This is a genomic window from Variovorax sp. SRS16, assembly GCF_901827165.1.
Classification (GTDB): domain Bacteria; phylum Pseudomonadota; class Gammaproteobacteria; order Burkholderiales; family Burkholderiaceae_C; genus Variovorax.
This window is the reverse complement of sequence record NZ_LR594666.1, coordinates 5,372,749-5,388,549: the sequence shown is the minus strand read 5'-3', so window position 1 is coordinate 5,388,549 and position 15,801 is coordinate 5,372,749. Positions and strand designations below refer to the sequence as shown.

The 15,801-nt window shown below is 66.8% G+C and carries 14 protein-coding genes; 10 read left to right on the top strand and 4 right to left on the bottom strand.

Annotated elements, in window-relative coordinates; translation table 11 throughout:
• Nucleotides 1-12 precede the first annotated feature (12 nt).
• Together E5P2_RS26000 and E5P2_RS25995 are read right to left on the bottom strand one after the other, a co-directional pair.
• Entirely contained in the window at nt 13-438 is a 426-nt protein-coding gene (locus E5P2_RS26000; protein ID WP_232080853.1) for a DUF4019 domain-containing protein, read from the bottom strand.
• A 95-nt stretch (nt 439-533) separates the two neighbouring features.
• A complete protein-coding gene (locus E5P2_RS25995) occupies nt 534-1,262 on the bottom strand; it encodes a response regulator transcription factor (RefSeq protein ID WP_162570672.1) in 729 nt (242 codons plus the stop codon).
• 201 nt (nt 1,263-1,463) lie between these two features.
• Here E5P2_RS25995 and E5P2_RS25990 point away from each other — a divergent pair, with 201 nt between their 5' ends.
• From E5P2_RS25990 to E5P2_RS25945, 10 genes are all read left to right on the top strand, one after another.
• The gene (locus E5P2_RS25990) at nt 1,464-2,594 is read left to right on the top strand and encodes a Re/Si-specific NAD(P)(+) transhydrogenase subunit alpha (protein WP_162569970.1); all 1,131 of its coding nucleotides are present in this window, start codon (nt 1,464-1,466) and stop codon (nt 2,592-2,594) included.
• Nucleotides 2,595-2,607: 13 nt separating this feature from the next.
• Nucleotides 2,608-2,928, top strand: a complete 321-nt coding sequence (locus E5P2_RS25985) for an NAD(P) transhydrogenase subunit alpha (protein WP_162569969.1) — start codon at nt 2,608-2,610, stop codon at nt 2,926-2,928.
• A gap of 138 nt (nt 2,929-3,066) precedes the next feature.
• The gene (locus E5P2_RS25980; RefSeq protein ID WP_162569968.1) at nt 3,067-4,554 is read left to right on the top strand and encodes an NAD(P)(+) transhydrogenase (Re/Si-specific) subunit beta; all 1,488 of its coding nucleotides are present in this window, start codon (nt 3,067-3,069) and stop codon (nt 4,552-4,554) included.
• On the top strand, nt 4,554-6,236 hold the full coding sequence (locus E5P2_RS25975; RefSeq protein ID WP_162569967.1) for a long-chain-fatty-acid--CoA ligase: 1,683 nt from the start codon (nt 4,554-4,556) through the stop codon (nt 6,234-6,236). Before E5P2_RS25980 ends, E5P2_RS25975 begins: the two co-directional genes overlap by 1 nt.
• Nucleotides 6,237-6,289: 53 nt before the next feature.
• Entirely contained in the window at nt 6,290-7,300 is a 1,011-nt protein-coding gene (locus tag E5P2_RS25970) for an ABC transporter permease subunit (RefSeq protein WP_162569966.1), read from the top strand.
• Nucleotides 7,297-8,205: an ABC transporter permease subunit gene (locus E5P2_RS25965; RefSeq protein ID WP_162569965.1), complete on the top strand. Its 909-nt coding sequence runs from the start codon at nt 7,297-7,299 to the stop codon at nt 8,203-8,205. The genes E5P2_RS25970 and E5P2_RS25965 overlap by 4 nt, the downstream gene beginning before the upstream one ends.
• Entirely contained in the window at nt 8,202-9,212 is a 1,011-nt protein-coding gene (locus E5P2_RS25960; RefSeq protein ID WP_162569964.1) for an ABC transporter ATP-binding protein, read from the top strand. Before E5P2_RS25965 ends, E5P2_RS25960 begins: the two co-directional genes overlap by 4 nt.
• Nucleotides 9,209-10,246: a dipeptide ABC transporter ATP-binding protein gene (locus E5P2_RS25955; protein ID WP_162569963.1), complete on the top strand. Its 1,038-nt coding sequence runs from the start codon at nt 9,209-9,211 to the stop codon at nt 10,244-10,246. The genes E5P2_RS25960 and E5P2_RS25955 overlap by 4 nt, the downstream gene beginning before the upstream one ends.
• Before the next feature lie 14 nt (nt 10,247-10,260).
• Complete coding sequence (locus E5P2_RS25950; protein WP_162569962.1) at nt 10,261-11,880, top strand: ABC transporter substrate-binding protein; 1,620 nt, start codon at nt 10,261-10,263, stop codon at nt 11,878-11,880.
• Nucleotides 11,881-12,003: 123 nt separating this feature from the next.
• Nucleotides 12,004-12,768, top strand: coding sequence for a 5'-methylthioadenosine/adenosylhomocysteine nucleosidase (locus E5P2_RS25945; protein WP_162569961.1), 765 nt, complete (start codon nt 12,004-12,006; stop codon nt 12,766-12,768).
• Nucleotides 12,769-12,865: 97 nt separating this feature from the next.
• Here E5P2_RS25945 and E5P2_RS25940 read toward each other — a convergent pair whose 3' ends face one another.
• The gene (locus E5P2_RS25940; protein WP_162570671.1) at nt 12,866-14,404 is read right to left on the bottom strand and encodes an acetolactate synthase large subunit; all 1,539 of its coding nucleotides are present in this window, start codon (nt 14,402-14,404) and stop codon (nt 12,866-12,868) included.
• A gap of 158 nt (nt 14,405-14,562) precedes the next feature.
• Nucleotides 14,563-15,678 (bottom strand): porin, encoded by a 1,116-nt coding sequence (locus E5P2_RS25935; RefSeq protein ID WP_162570670.1) that lies wholly within the window; start codon nt 15,676-15,678, stop codon nt 14,563-14,565.
• Between the last annotated feature and the right edge of the window lie 123 nt (nt 15,679-15,801).

Here is a 15,801-nt window from a genome sequence, read left to right as displayed (position 1 = left end):
GTGTCAGTGGGCCTAGCGGAGGACATAGCCCGAGAAGCGCCAGACCCCGTCGTTGTCCAGGTGGAAGCTCACGAGCTCGTGCGCGGTCCCCGGCGCCTTGCCGGCGAAACGGGTTTCGTATTCGACGCTGACGTACTGGCCGGCCAGCTCGGCATCGCCGTTGCCGACGACCTGGCGGTTGATGGCGACCCAGGTGCGCTGCAGCGCGCCGCCCAGCGGCGTGCGCACCTTGGCGATCTGGGCGATGAAATCGGCGCGGTTGACATGCGTCTTGGCGCCTGCGGCGGCGCCGTCCCAGAGTTCGCCGGTCTTGTTCTGGTCGATCATCTGAACCACCTGCAATCCGCCGCGCACCATGTCGCTGGGCTCCACGTCCTGCGCGGCTGCGACGTGCAGCCAACTGCACAGCAGCAAGGCAAGCGCCCATGGTTTCATCATTCGGCTCATCGTCGTCATTCCTCTCGGTTGCCATTTGCTTCGGCGTTCGCGCCGCAGCTGCTGAAAAGGCAGGAGCAGCTGCCACTGTATATCGTTCATTCGTCTGCGTTCGACCAGCGGCCGAGCGGCATGAGCGCGTCGCCGTCGATCGCTTCGAAGCGATAGCCCAGGCCATAGACGGCCGACAGGAGAAAGCCGTTGGAGGGGGTCAGTTCGAGCTTGCTGCGAAGGCGCGAGATGTGCGTATCGAGCGAGCGCGAGAACGGCTCCAGGCTGTCGCCCCAGACGGCTTGCCGCAGGTGGTCGCGCGGCAGCAGGCGGCCGAGGTTCTGGAACAGGAAGCGCGCCAGCTCGTACTCGCGATGGCTCAGTTCGACCGCTTTGCCCCGGACCTTCAGGGTGCGCGTCGCGGCGCAGAAGCGGTAGGCGCCGAACAGTTGCTCGGGCTCGTGCGGGCCGGGGTAGGTGCGTCGAAGCAGCGCGCCGACCCGCGCCTGGAGCTCGCCGACGCGAATCGGCTTGACGGTGAAATCGTCCGCGCCGGCCGCCATGCCGTCGATCATGTCCTTCTCGTCGTGGCGATCGACCAGGAACAGGATGGGCAGGCGGCTGTCGATCTGTTCGCGGATCCAGCTGACGAGGCCCAGCCCCCGGGTATCAGCGAGATTCCATTCGAGGATCAGAAGGTCGAAGCCCCGCTCGGGCAATTCGCGCAGCAGCGATTTGCCATCGCGAAAGCCCCGGCACACGTGGCCGACGCTCTCCATCGCGTGCTGGATGAGGTCGCGCTGGCGCGCCTCGCCGTCGAGCGCTGCAATTCGCATGTCCATTCCCTGTATCTCGTTGTGTCGCGTCGCCGGCCTTCCGGGTGCCGTTTGCGTGCGAAGGCTCAGTGTACATATGGATGCAATTGCGGGCCAGCCTGTTGCGGCCCGACTGCAGATCCGGTGCCGCGCGGCGGCAGCAGTGCCCGCTTCTTCATGTAAGCTCTGCCGCGAATTACAACGCTGCCCGAGGAGAATCCCATGCTGATAGGCGTGCCGAGCGAGACTTGGCCAGGAGAAACCCGCGTCGCCGCCACGGCGGAGACAGTGAAGAAGCTGGTGGCGCAGGGCCATGCGCTGCGCGTGCAGAGCGGCGCCGGCGTGGCTGCGAGCCTGACCGATGCGGCCTACGAAGCGGCCGGTGCGCAGATCACCGATGCGGCAGGCGCGCTCGGCTGCGACATCGTGCTGAAGGTGCGCAGCCCTGGCGAGGCCGAGCTGTCCTTGCTCAAGCCCGGCGCCATCCTCGTGGGCATGCTCAACCCCTTCGATGCGCCCGGCCTGCAAAGGCTCGCTGTAGCCGGCGTGACCGCCTTCGCCCTGGAAGCCGCCCCGCGCACCACCCGCGCCCAGAGCATGGACGTGCTCAGCTCGCAGGCCAACATCGCCGGCTACAAGGCCGTCATCCTCGCGGCCCACCACTACCAGCGCTTCTTCCCCATGCTCATGACAGCGGCCGGCACGGTGAAGGCCGCCCGCGTCGTCATCCTGGGCGTCGGCGTCGCCGGCCTGCAGGCGATCGCCACCGCCAAGCGCCTTGGGGCGGTGATCGAAGCCAGCGACGTGCGCCCCAGCGTCAAGGAACAGATCGAGTCCCTCGGCGGCAAGTTCATCGAAGTCTCCTACGACACCGACGAAGAGAAGGAAGCCGCCGTCGGCGTCGGCGGCTACGCCAAGCCCATGCCCGCGAGCTGGCTGGCGCGCCAGCAGGTCGAGGTCGCCAAGCGCGTGGCCCTGGCCGACGTCGTCATCAGCACCGCCCTCATCCCCGGGCGCGCCGCGCCCACCCTCGTCACCGAGGACATGGTCAAGTCCATGAAGCCCGGATCGGTCATCGTCGACATCGCCGCCGGCAAGGGCCCCGACGGCGTGGGCGGCAACTGTCCGCTGTCCGAAGCCGACAAGACGGTGGTCAAGCACGGCATCACCATCGTCGGCGAGACCAACCTCGCCGCCATGGTCGCCGCCGACGCCTCCGCCCTCTACGCGCGCAACGTCCTCGACTTCCTCAAGCTCATCCTGCCCAAGGACGGTGGTTTGAAGATCGACCTCGAAGACGACATCGTCGCCGCCTGCCGCATGGCGCAGGACGGCCAAGTGACCCGGAAGTGACCAAGGAACAGCCATGGACCCCGTCTCCCACACCGTCATCAACCTGATCATCTTCGTGCTGGCCATCTACGTGGGCTACCACGTCGTGTGGACCGTCACCCCGGCCCTGCACACCCCGCTGATGGCCGTCACCAACGCCATCTCGGCCATCGTCATCGTCGGCGCCATGCTGGCCGCTGCCCTCACCGAAACCGGCCTTGGCAAGACCATGGGCGTGCTGGCCGTGGCCCTGGCCGCGGTCAACGTCTTCGGCGGCTTCCTGGTCACCCGGCGCATGCTGGAGATGTTCAGGAAGAAAGAGCGCAAGGCGCCCGCCAAGGGAGAAGCGCAATGAGCGCCGCACGATACGAAGCCGATGCAAGCGCAGGCCAAGAACACCGCGGAACCGGCTTTGCCGGGCCGCAGGTGTTGCCCCCGGTGAGGGGGTTGGCGAAAGCGACACGAAGTGCGCGAAGCCTGGGGGAGAACTGATATGTCCATGAACCTGGTCACCCTGCTGTACCTCATTGCGAGCGTCTGCTTCATCCAGGCCCTCAAAGGCCTGAGCCATCCCACGACATCGATCCGCGGCAACCTCTTCGGCATGGTCGGCATGACCATCGCCATCCTGACCACCGGCGCGCTGATCGTGCAGCTGGCCGCGGGCAACCCCCTGGGCCTGGCCTGGGTGCTGCTGGGCCTGGTGGTCGGCGGCGGCTACGGCGCCTGGCGCGCCAAGACCGTCGAGATGACCCAGATGCCCGAGCTGGTGGCCTTCTTCCACAGCATGATCGGTCTCGCGGCCGTCTTCATCGCCGTGGCGGCCGTGGCCGAACCCTGGGCCTTCGGCATCACGCCGCTGTCCGTGGCCGCCACCGTGGGCGTACCGACGCCCGATGGCGCCGTGCTCATCGACGGCCTCCTGCGCTACGCCATCCCCGGCGGCAACCGGCTGGAGCTCTTCCTGGGCGCGGCCATCGGCGCCATCACCTTCAGCGGCTCCGTCATCGCCTTCGGCAAGCTCTCGGGCAAGTACAAGTTCCGCCTGTTCCAGGGTGCGCCGGTCCAGTTCAAGGGGCAGCACATGCTCAACCTCGTGCTGGGTCTGCTGACCATCGCGCTGGGTCTGCTGTTCGTCGCCACCGAAAGCTGGGGCGCCTTCTTCGCCATGCTGCTGCTGGCCTTCGTGATGGGCGTCTTGATCATCATCCCGATCGGCGGCGCCGACATGCCGGTGGTGGTCTCCATGCTCAACAGCTACTCGGGCTGGGCGGCCGCGGGCATCGGCTTCAGCCTGAACAACGCGATGCTGATCGTGGCCGGATCGCTCGTGGGCAGCTCGGGTGCGATCCTGAGCTACATCATGTGCAAGGCCATGAACCGGTCCTTCTTCAACGTGATCCTGGGCGGCTTCGGCGGCGAGGCGGCCACGGCCTCTACCGGTGCCAAGGAGCAGCGCCCGGTCAAGAGCGGCAGCGCCGACGATGCGGCCTTCGTGCTGGGCAATGCGGAGACGGTGGTGATCGTGCCGGGCTATGGCCTCGCGGTCGCGAGAGCGCAGCATGCGGTCAAGGAACTGGCCCAGAAGCTCACCGACAAGGGCATCACGGTCAAGTACGCGATCCACCCGGTGGCCGGGCGCATGCCGGGGCACATGAACGTGCTCCTGGCCGAGGCCGAGGTGCCTTACGACCAGGTCTTCGAGATGGAGGACATCAACGGCGAGTTCGGCCAGGTGGACGTGGCGATCATCCTGGGCGCCAACGACGTGGTGAACCCGGCCGCGCACGTGAAGGGCAGCCCGATCTACGGCATGCCGATCCTGGAGGCGTACAAGGCCAAGACGGTGATCGTGAACAAGCGAAGCATGGCCGCGGGCTATGCGGGGCTGGACAACGAACTCTTCTACATGGACAAGACCATGATGGTGTTCGGCGACGCCAAGAAGGTCGTCGAGGACATGGGCAAGGCGATCGAGTGATGCAGGCGCGGCCCTGGCTCGGCAGCTATCCGCCCGGCGTGCCGGCGGACATCGATGCGTCGCGCTATGCGTCGCTGGTCGCGCTCATGGAGGAGAGCTTCTCCAGGTACGCCGACCGCGTCGCCTACAGCTTCATGGGCCGTGACCTGCGCTACGGCGAGGTCGACAAGCTGAGCCGGGCCTTCGGCGCCTGCCTGCAGGGCCTCGGCCTCGCCAAGGGCGACCGGGTCGCGGTGATGATGCCCAACTGCCCGCAGTACCCGATCGCGGTGGCCGGCATCCTGCGCGCCGGGCTGATCCTGGTCAACGTCAATCCGCTCTACACGCCGCGCGAGCTGGAGCATCAACTCAAGGACTCGGGCGCCAAGGCGATCGTGATCATGGAGAACTTCGGCGTCACGCTGCAGCAGTGCATCGAGGCGACGCCGATCAAGCACGTGGTGCTGGCCTCGATGGGCGACCGCCTCGGCCTTCTGAAGGGCACGCTGGTCAACTACGTGGTGCGCCACGTCAAGAAGCTGGTGCCGGCCTTCAGCCTGCCGGGTGCGCTGCGCTTCAACCACGCGCTCGAGAAGGGCGCAGCCCGCACGCTGCAGCCGCCCGCGGTCGGGCCCGACGATGTCGCGGTGCTGCAGTACACCGGCGGCACGACCGGCGTCTCGAAGGGCGCGGTGCTGCTGCACCGCAACGTGATCGCCAACGTGCTGCAGTCCGAGGCCTGGAACGAGCCGGTCATGCAGAAGGTGCCGGCCGGCGAGCAGCCGACCAGCGTCTGTGCGCTGCCGCTCTATCACATCTTCGCATTCACCGTGGGCATGATGCTCACCATGCGCACCGGCGGCAAGCTGATCCTGATCCCCAATCCGCGCGACCTCGCGGCCGTGCTGAAGGAACTCTCGCAGCACACCTTCCACAGCTTCCCGGCGGTCAACACGCTGTTCAACGGCCTCGCCAACCATCCCGATTTCGGCACCGTCAACTGGAAGAACCTCAAGGTCTCGGTCGGCGGCGGCATGGCGGTGCAGGGCGCGGTGGCCAAGCTCTGGCTCGAGAAGACGGGCTGCCCGATCTGCGAGGGCTACGGCCTGTCCGAGACCTCGCCTTCGGCCACCTGCAACCCGACCACCAGCACCGCCTACACCGGCACCATCGGCGTGCCGCTGCCCAGCACCTGGCTCACGCTGCTCGACGACGACGGCCATGAGGTGCCGACCGGCCAGCCCGGCGAGATCGCCATCAAGGGCCCGCAGGTGATGGCCGGCTACTGGCAGCGCCCCGACGAGACCGCCAAGGTCATGACGCCCGACGGCTACTTCAAGTCCGGCGACATCGGCGTGGCCGACGAGCGCGGCTACTTCAAGATCGTCGACCGCAAGAAGGACATGATCCTGGTCTCGGGCTTCAACGTCTACCCGAACGAGATCGAGGATGTGGTGGCGCAGATCCCCGGCGTGCTCGAATGCGCGGCCGTCGGCATCCCCGACGAGAAGACCGGCGAGGCGGTGAAGCTGGTGATCGTCAAGAAGGACCCCGCGCTCACCGAAGCCCAGGTGCGCGAGTTCTGCCGCGCCAACCTCACCGGCTACAAGCAGCCGCGCGTGATCGAGTTCCGCGCCGACCTGCCGAAGACGCCGGTCGGCAAGATCCTGCGCCGCGAACTGCGCGACAACAACAGGAAGTAGTAAGGGTTCGGCCGGGGACCGGCCTCGGCATCGGTCTTGCATATTGAGGCCCGATGCTCCGCTTCATCCTGACCCGCGCCAGCCTGCTCGTGCCGACCTTCATCGGCATGACGCTGCTCGCGTTCTTCCTGATCCGGCTGGTGCCCGGCGATCCGATCGAGACGCTGGCCGGCGAGCGCGGCATCGACCCGGTGCGCCATGCGCAGCTGCTCAAGGACTACGGCCTGGACAAGCCGGTGCTCACGCAGTACGGCATCTACATCGGCCGCGTGCTGCACGGCGACCTCGGCAAGTCGGTCATCACGCAGGAGCCGGTGATGAACGAGTTCAAGGCGCTGTTCCCGGCCACGGTCGAGCTGGCGCTGTGCGCGATCGGGTTCGCGCTGCTGGTGGGCATCCCGGCCGGCATCCTCGCGGCGGTCAAGCGCAACTCGGTGTTCGACCACGGCGTGATGGCGGTCTCGCTCACCGGCTACTCGATGCCGATCTTCTGGTGGGGGCTGCTGCTGATCCTGCTGTTCTCGGTGCAGCTGGGCTGGACGCCGGTCTCGGGCCGCATCGCGGTCGAGTACTACATCGAGCCGGTGACCGGCTTCCTGCTGATCGACTCGTTGCTCTCGGGCGACAAGGGCGCCTTCCTGTCGGCGGCCTCGCACATCGTGCTGCCGGCCATCGTGCTCGGCACCAACACGCTGGCGGTGATCGCGCGCATGACGCGCTCGGCCATGCTCGAGGTGCTGGGCGAGGACTACATCCGCACCGCGCGCGCCAAGGGCCTCGCGCCGCTGCGCGTGGTCGCGGTGCATGCGCTGCGCAACGCGATGATCCCGGTGATCACCGTGATCGGACTGCAGGTCGGCGTGCTCTTCACCGGCGCGATCCTGACCGAGACCATCTTCTCGTGGCCGGGTGTCGGCAAGTGGCTGATCGAGGCCATCGGCCGGCGCGACTATCCGGTGCTGCAGGGCGGCATGCTGCTGCTCGGCGGCATCGTGATGCTGGTCAACGTCGGCGTCGATCTCGCTTACGGCTTCATCAACCCGCGCATCCGGCAGGCCCGATGAACAGCATCGCCACCCCTTCGAAGATCGTCGAGGCCAGCAGCGCGCCGCCCGGGCCGTGGCGCGAGTTCTGGACCTCGTTCTCGGCCAATCGCGGCGCGGTGATCGGGCTCGGCGTGATCGTGGCGCTGTTCCTCATCGCGCTGCTGGCGCCGTGGATCGCGCCGCATACGCCCAACACCACCGACAGCACGGCCTTCCTGCTGCCGCCGGCCTGGCAGAAGGGCGGCTCGGTCGCGCACCTGCTGGGCACCGACGCGATCGGCCGCGACATCGCCTCGCGCCTGATGTACGGCGCGCGGCTGTCGCTGTCGATCGGCGTCGCGGTGGTGGCGATCTCGGTGGTGGTCGGCATCGCGCTGGGCCTGATCGCCGGCTTCGCGCGCGGTGTGCTCGAGATCGCGATCATGCGGCTGATGGACGTCGTCCTCACGCTGCCGAGCCTGCTGCTGGCGATCGTCATCGTCGCCATCCTCGGGCCGGGCCTGATCAACGCGATGCTCGCGGTCGCGATCGTGGTGCTGCCGCATTACGTGCGCATCACGCGCGCGGCGGTCATCGGCGAGATCGCGCGCGACTACGTCACCGCCGCGCGCGTCAGCGGCGCCGGCACCTTGCGCCTGATGTTCAGCGAGGTGCTGCCCAACTGCGCCGCACCGCTGATCGTGCAGGCCTCGCTGGGCGTCTCGACCGCCATCCTCGATGCCGCGGCGCTCGGCTTTCTCGGCCTCGGCGCGCAGCCGCCTTCGCCCGAATGGGGCACCATGCTGGCCGACGCGCGCGAGTTCGTGCTGCGCGCCTGGTGGGTCGTGACCTTTCCGGGGCTGGCGATCCTGGCCGCGGTGCTCGCGTTCAACCTGCTGGGCGACGGCTTGCGCGATGCCCTCGATCCGAAGCTCAAGCGATGAGCCTTCTCGACATCCGCGATCTCCACGTGGAGTTCCCCACGCAAGGCGGCACGCTGCACGCCGTCGACGGCGTGAGCCTGCGCCTGGAGCAGGGCGAGGTGCTCGGCATCGTCGGCGAATCGGGCTCGGGCAAGAGCGTCACGATGATGGCGCTGATGGGCCTGATCGGCTGGCCCGGCCGCGTGCGCGCGGCGCACCTGCGCTTCGGCGGCCACGACCTGCTCGGCATCTCCGACACGGCACGGCGCGGGCTCATCGGCAAGGACGTGGCGATGATCTTCCAGGAGCCGACCACCAGCCTCAACCCTTGCTTCACCATCGGCTGGCAGCTGATGGAAACGCTGCGCCTGCACCTGCACCTCGGCAAGCGCGAGGCGAGGATGCGCGCCACCGAGCTGCTCGAACAGGTTGGCATCCCGGCCGCGTCCTCGCGCCTGGGCAGCTATCCGCACCAGCTGTCCGGCGGCATGAACCAGCGCGTGATGATCGCGATGGCGATCGCCTGCAATCCGCGCCTCCTGATCGCCGACGAGCCCACCACCGCGCTCGACGTCACGATCCAGGCCCAGATCCTCGACCTGCTGCGCAGCCTGCAGAAGGAGCGCGACATGGGCCTGGTGCTGATCACGCACAACATGGGCGTGGTCAGCGAGATGGCGCAGCGCGTGGTCGTGATGTATGCGGGCCAGGTGGTGGAGCAGCAGCGCGTCGACCGCCTGTTCGCGGCGCCCCAGCATCCCTACACCGAGGCCTTGCTGGCCGCGCTGCCCGAGCGCGCGGCCGAAGGCCGGCTGGCCACCATCCCCGGCATGGTGCCGGGCGTGCACGACCGGCCCGGCGGCTGCCTGTTCGCGCCGCGCTGCGCGTACGCCACCGCGCACTCGCGCGCCGTGCGGCCCGAGCTGCGCGAGTGGCAGGGCGGCGCGGTGCGTTGCCACTATCCGCTCGGCGATCCGCAGCGCGACGCGGCCATGGCGCTGGACAACGCGATGGAGCGCGACGCATGACGGACACCGCCGTCGTGGCCACCCCCGCCGCCGCCGAGCGCCCGCGCGCGGTCGTGGCCGAGGCGCACGAACTCCAGCGCGTCTACAGCATCCGCCGCGGCTTCCTGCGCGAGCCCGCACGGCTGCAGGCGGTGGGCGGCGTGTCCTTCGCGCTGGAAGCCGGCCGGACGCTGGCGGTGGTCGGCGAATCCGGCTGCGGCAAATCGACGCTGGCGCGCATGGTCGCGCTGATCGAGGCGCCCACGGCCGGCCGCTTCGCGCTCGACGGCATCGACGTCGCCACCATGAACACCGGCCAGCGCCAGCAGTTGCGCCGCACCGTGCAGCTGGTGTTCCAGAACCCGTACGGCTCGCTCAATCCTCGCAAGAAGGTCGGCGACATCCTGGCCGCGCCGCTGGCCATCCACATGCCCTTCGACAAGGCCGAGCGCACGCGCCGCGTGCGCGACATGCTGGCGCGCGTCGGCCTGCGGCCCGAGTACGCCAACCGCTATCCGCACATGTTCTCGGGCGGCCAGCGACAGCGCATCGCGATCGCGCGCGCGCTGATGCTCAGCCCCAAGCTGGTGGTGGCCGACGAGCCGGTGTCGGCGCTCGACGTGTCGATCCAGGCGCAGGTGCTGAACCTGCTGGCCGATCTGCAGGCCGAGCTCGGCCTGGCCTATCTCTTCATCTCGCACGACCTCGGCGTGGTGCGCCACATCGCTCACGACGTGCTGGTGATGTACCTCGGCCATGCGGTCGAGCAGGGGCCCAAGGCGCAGATCTTCGCGCGGCCGCTGCATCCCTACACGCAGGCGCTGCTGGCCTCGACGCCGGGTCTGACGACCGGGCGCATCGTGTTGAAGGGTGAGCTGCCATCGCCGCTCGCGCCGCCGCCCGGCTGCGTGTTCAACACGCGCTGCGCACATGCCACCGAGCGCTGCCGCATCGAGCGGCCGTTGATGCGCCTGCTCGACGCACGGCAGGTGGCCTGCCACCATGCCGAAAAGTTTCTCGAAGCCCCGCCCGCGTCCGCGCGGCCACAACCCTGAAGGAGTCGACCGACATGCAACAAGCTTTTCTCTCTTCGCGCCGCGCGCGCCCTCTGCGCATCGCCGCGCTGACGGCACTGGCGATCGCCTGCGGCGCCGCATCGGCCAAGACGCTGGTCTTCTGCTCCGAAGGCAGTCCGGAGAATTTCTACGCGGCGGTCAACACCACGGGGACTTCCTTCGACGTCACCACCCAGGTCTACAACGGCCTGGTCGAATTCGAGCGCGGCGGCACCAAGGTCGTGCCGGGCCTGGCCGAGAGCTGGACCATCTCGCCCGACGGCCTGGAGTACACCTTCAAGCTGCGCCACGGCGTGAAGTGGCACAACACCTCGAAGAGCTTCAAGCCGACGCGCGACTTCAATGCCGACGACGTGATCTTCATGATGGAGCGGCAGTGGAAGGAGAGCGACCCGTACTACAAGGTCACGAGCACCAACCACTCGTACTTCAACGACATGGGCATGCCCAAGTTGCTGAAGTCCATCGACCGCCTCGACGACTACACGGTGCGCTTTGTGCTGAACAAGCCCGAGGCGCCCTTCCTCGCCAACCTCGCGATGCCCTATGCCGGCATCCAGTCGAAGGAATACGCGATCGCGATGCTCAAGGCCGGCACGCCCGAGAAGATCGACCAGGACCCGATCGGCACCGGCCCGTTCTACCTCGTGCAGTACCAGAAGGACGCGATCGTGCGCTTCAAGGCCTTCCCGCAATACTGGGGCGGCAAGGCCAAGATCGATGACCTGATCTTCGCCATCACGCCCGACGCCTCGGTGCGCTGGGCCAAGCTGCAGAAGAACGAATGCCAGGTGATGCCGTACCCCAATCCGGCCGACCTCGACGCCATCCGCAAGGACCCGAACGTGCAGGTGCTCGAACAGCCCGGTCTCAACGTCGGCTACCTGGCCTACAACACGACCAAGAAGCCCTTCGACGACGTGCGCGTGCGCAAGGCCATCAACATGGCGATCAACAAGAAGGCCATCATCGACGGCGTCTACCTCAGCACCGGCGTCGCGGCCAAGAACCCGATCCCGCCGACCATGTGGTCGTACAACGATGCGGTCAAGGACGATCCCTACGATCCCGAAGCCGCGAAGAAACTGCTCGCGCAGGCCGGCCTTGCCGACGGCTTCACCACCGACCTGTGGGCAATGCCGGTGCAGCGGCCCTACAACCCGAATGCCAAGCGCATCGCCGAGCTGATGCAGGCCGACCTCGCGAAGATCGGCGTCAAGGCCGAGATCAAGACCTTCGAATGGGGCGAATACCGCAAGCGCATGCAGGCCGGCGAGCACCAGATGGGCATGCTGGGCTGGACCGGCGACAACGGCGACCCGGACAACTTTCTCTACACGCTGCTGGGCTGCGCCTCGGCGCAATCGAACGGCAGCAACGTCGCGAAGTTCTGCTACCAGCCCTACGAAGACCTCGTGGTGAAGGCCAAGAACGTGTCCAAGCAATCCGAGCGCGAAGCCCTCTACAAGAAGGCCCAGGTGATCTTCAAGGAGCAGGCGCCGTGGTTCACGATCGCCCATGCGGTGCAGCTCAAGCCGGTGCGCAAGGAAGTGGTCGACTTCAAGCTGAGCCCGTTCGGGCGTCACACCTTCTATGGCGTGGATATCAAGTAACCCCCAGCCTCGCCCACTTCGTGTGGCTCGGACACCCCCCTGCCGGGGGCGCCGCCTGCGGCCCGGCAAAGCCGGTTCCGCGGTGGCCCTGAAAGGGGACAGTGATGGAAGGGACGCGGTGAGATGAATCCGATCGCGATCGTTGCGGCGATGCACGAAGAACTGGCGGCATTGCTCGCCGCGATGCCCGACGAGCACCGCGTCCGCGTGGCAGGCCGCGAGTTCTGGCTCGGCCACCTGCACGGGCAGCCGGTGGTCGCGGTGCTCTCGCGCATCGGCAAGGTCGCTGCGGCCACCACCGCCACGGTGCTGCTGGAGCGCTTTCGGGCGCGCGCGATCGTGTTCACCGGCGTCGCCGGCGGGCTCGCGCCGAACGTGGCGGTGGGCGACGTGGTGGTGGCCACCCGGCTGCTGCAGCACGACCTCGACGCCTCGCCGATCTTCCCGAAATACGAGGTGCCGCTGACGGGCCACGCGCGCTTCGCGACCGACACCGCGATCAGCGATGCACTCGCGGCCGTGACGGCCAGGCTGCTGCGCAAGCCCGCGGCGCTGCTCGGGCAGACGGTGGTCGACGACTTCGGCCTCGCCGCGCCGAAGCTGCATCGCGGGCTGCTGGTGAGCGGCGACCGCTTCGTGTCGACCGCCGCCGAGAGCGCGGCGCTGCGCCGTGACCTGCCCGACGCGCTGGCGGTCGAGATGGAAGGCGCGGCCGTCGCCCAGGTGTGCCACGACTACGGCGTGCCCTTCGCCGCGGTGCGGACCATCTCGGACCGCGCCGACGACGCGGCGCATGCGGACTTCACGCGCTTCGTCGCCGCGGTCGCGAGCCGCTACAGCCTGGCGCTGATCGATGCGTGGCTGCGCACGCTGGCTGTGCCGGCTTGACGAGGGCCTGTTCACACATAGATGCCCCCCGGTTCGGCAAGAGTGCGGGATCGCTCCACCGCAAGCACCTTGCGGCAAGCTTTGATGCACGGCGCCTTCATATCAGCAATTCGATCAGAAACGGCCCTGGCCGCGCGTTTGCCATCCGGAACAACTCCGCCAACCGCTCCATATCCTCGGCGCGGGAAGCTTCCACCCCCATGCCATGGGCCAGTTGCACCCAATTGAGATTCGGATTCCCGATGTCGAGCATGTCAAGCGCCGTCTTTCCCGCATTGGCACCGACGCCGGCAAGCTCACCCAGCAAGATGGCGTACTTCCTGTTGGCCAGGACCACCACTGTGACATCAAGCTTCTCGCGTGCCATGGTCCAGAGCGATTGCAGCGTATACATGCCAGAGCCGTCTGCCTGCAGCGCCACCACTCGGCGACCTGGCGCGGCTACCGCGGCGCCAGTAGCGAGCGGAAGCCCGCCACCGATCGCTCCCCCGGTGAGGGGCAGCCAGTCGTGTGGCGCGGCGTTCTCGGTAGCAGGGTAGAAGGCGCGACCGAAGCTCACACTTTCGTCGACAACGATGGCCTGCTCGGGCAACAGCACCGTCAGCATCTGCGCCACGGCAGCAGGAGTCACCGCACCCCTGGGCAACTCGTGAGACGAGTTCGAATACGGCACGCTCACGGCCGGCGCGTCCAACTCGTCCGCCAGGCGCTCCAGCGCATCAGAGAGGTCTTGCTCCGGACGGGCGAGCGTATGTACGTCGGCATCCATTGGATACGGACGCGGCGACTGCCCTGGATAGGCGAAGAAGGTCACCGGCGTCGAGGCCCCGACCAATATGAGGTTGCAGATTCCAGCCATCTCTGATCGAGCTTGGTCACCGGAATATGGCATGCGATCAACGCCAAAGCGGCCGCGCCCTCTCGCCACCCGTCCATTGGTGCGCTCCATGACAAGGCGGCCACCAGTGGCAGCCGAGATGCGGTGCGCAGTGGCCAGCGCCGCTTCACCTACCGCCGCGCCAGTCAACACGATCAGCGTGGGCCGCTGCGAGCGCAGCATGCGCGCGGCCTGTTGGATCGCATGGGGTGAGACCTTGGGCGCTGGCGTATTCGCGATGGGCATCGCCACGTTTCCACCCGATTCCCAGCAGACATCGGAGGGCAGGATCAAGCTGGCCACACCGCCGGGAGCAGCGCACGCAGCAGCCACGGCGCGGGCCGCATCGGCACCCACCAACCCCGCTTTCGTGGCGGTTCGGACCCACGTCGAAACGGGACGTGCCCAGCCTTCGGTATCGGTGGTGAGGGGCGCATCCAGCGGGCGGTGATGCGTGGCCTGATCTCCAACGATATTCACCACGGGTGTTTGCGCGCGGCGCGCGTTATGCAGGTTGGCCAGCCCGTTTGCCAGGCCCGGACCGCAGTGCAGCAACGTGGCTGCGGGCTTTCCGGCCATTCGGCCGTAGCCGTCGGCGGCACCCGTGACGACGCCTTCAAACAAACCGAGAACGCAATGCATCCCAGGGATTTGATCGAGTGCGGCAACGAACTGCATCTCGCTCGTCCCAGGGTTGGCGAAGCAGGTGTCCACGCCGCAGGCCAACAGCGTTTTGACCAGACTCTCCGCGCCGTTCATTTCGCCCTCTCCGCTGCGTTCGCAGTTCCATCGGCCGTTCGCAGTCATTTCCATCTCGATTTCTTCCTTCAGGACAGGCGCAAATATTGACGCGCGCATAACAACACCCCCCGCACATCGCGACAAGGCGTCAACCGGCTTGCGCCAGCGGCAACGAACTAGAAACTGGTCCTGACGCCGACGTCGTAGCCTGTACCGCTGCCATAGGCAAAGCCGGGGGCCGTCGCGAAGCCTGGGTTGTCACCGCCGTTGGAGCCGCTGAATGTCCAAGTGCCCTTGTTCTTGTTCCTGATATGCGAGACCGTTGCATAAACGGCCGTGCGCTTGGAAAAGAAATACACATAACCCGCGGCCAACTGATTGGCGCCTGCGCCGGTGGCACCGCTCTGTCTGATGCTGTTGTAAGAGACTGGGATGTATCCCGCGCCGGCGTAGATCCGACCGCCGATCCCCCAGTGCGTGTACTTGGTTCCAGGGACATCCGATGTGTTGGTGCCGACGTGTGCCATCAGCTTGCCCACTCCAAAGTCATACGCAGCGCCCAGACTGAATTCCTTGAACGAGCTGAAGCCGGCAATCGCATCGGCTGCGTAGGGGGTGCCCTCGGACCGCGAGTAGGCAATGGCCGCGTTGATGGGGCCCTCAGCGTACCCCAGACGCCCACCCGCGTACCGGCCCAGCGCAGGCCGGCCATGGGTGTTTTCCGGGAGCGCATACATCAGCTGAGCGTACACACCGCGACCGGTGTTCGCTGGGCGATTCGGGTCGTAGCCCCACAGATACGAGATCGAATTGTTTGCACGAATCAACGTCATCGGGTTTGATCCCCGCGTTGTGATGTTGGATCCGGCGCCTGCACCGCTGGTGTTGAACGGATCGAATGCGTTGTGATTGCTCCAGGTTGGCGTGTAATCGCGACCGAGTCGAATCTCGCCAAATGGACCCGCCAGACCGACCGTGCTGCGACGCGCGAAGTATGTGGAACTGAAGATCTCGCCGGTGTCGTTCAACAAACCGGATTCAAGCCAAAAATTGGCAGACATTCCTCCGCCAAGGTCTTCGGTGCCACGGAATCCAAGCTGACTGCCTGCGTTCCCGCTTGTACTGAGTAGCGTTTTGCTCAAGCCGCCCTGGCTGAAATGACTCACGTCTGCATCCAGGAGGCCCCAAATGACCACAGACGAAGTTGATTGAGCGAACGCCGAGCCGGCAGAAGCTGCGACAGCCAGAGAAAACAGTGGTATCTCCAAAAAAAATCTCCGACTTGCACCCATCGCTTGGCTCCTGATTTTGTATGAATGAAGCCGCCGATTGTGTGCAGTCGAGGAGCGCCGATCGATCGGAAATATCGGCCGATTGTCCTGTTTGTTGCGAACCGCCTGTCGGCCACTCAAGGA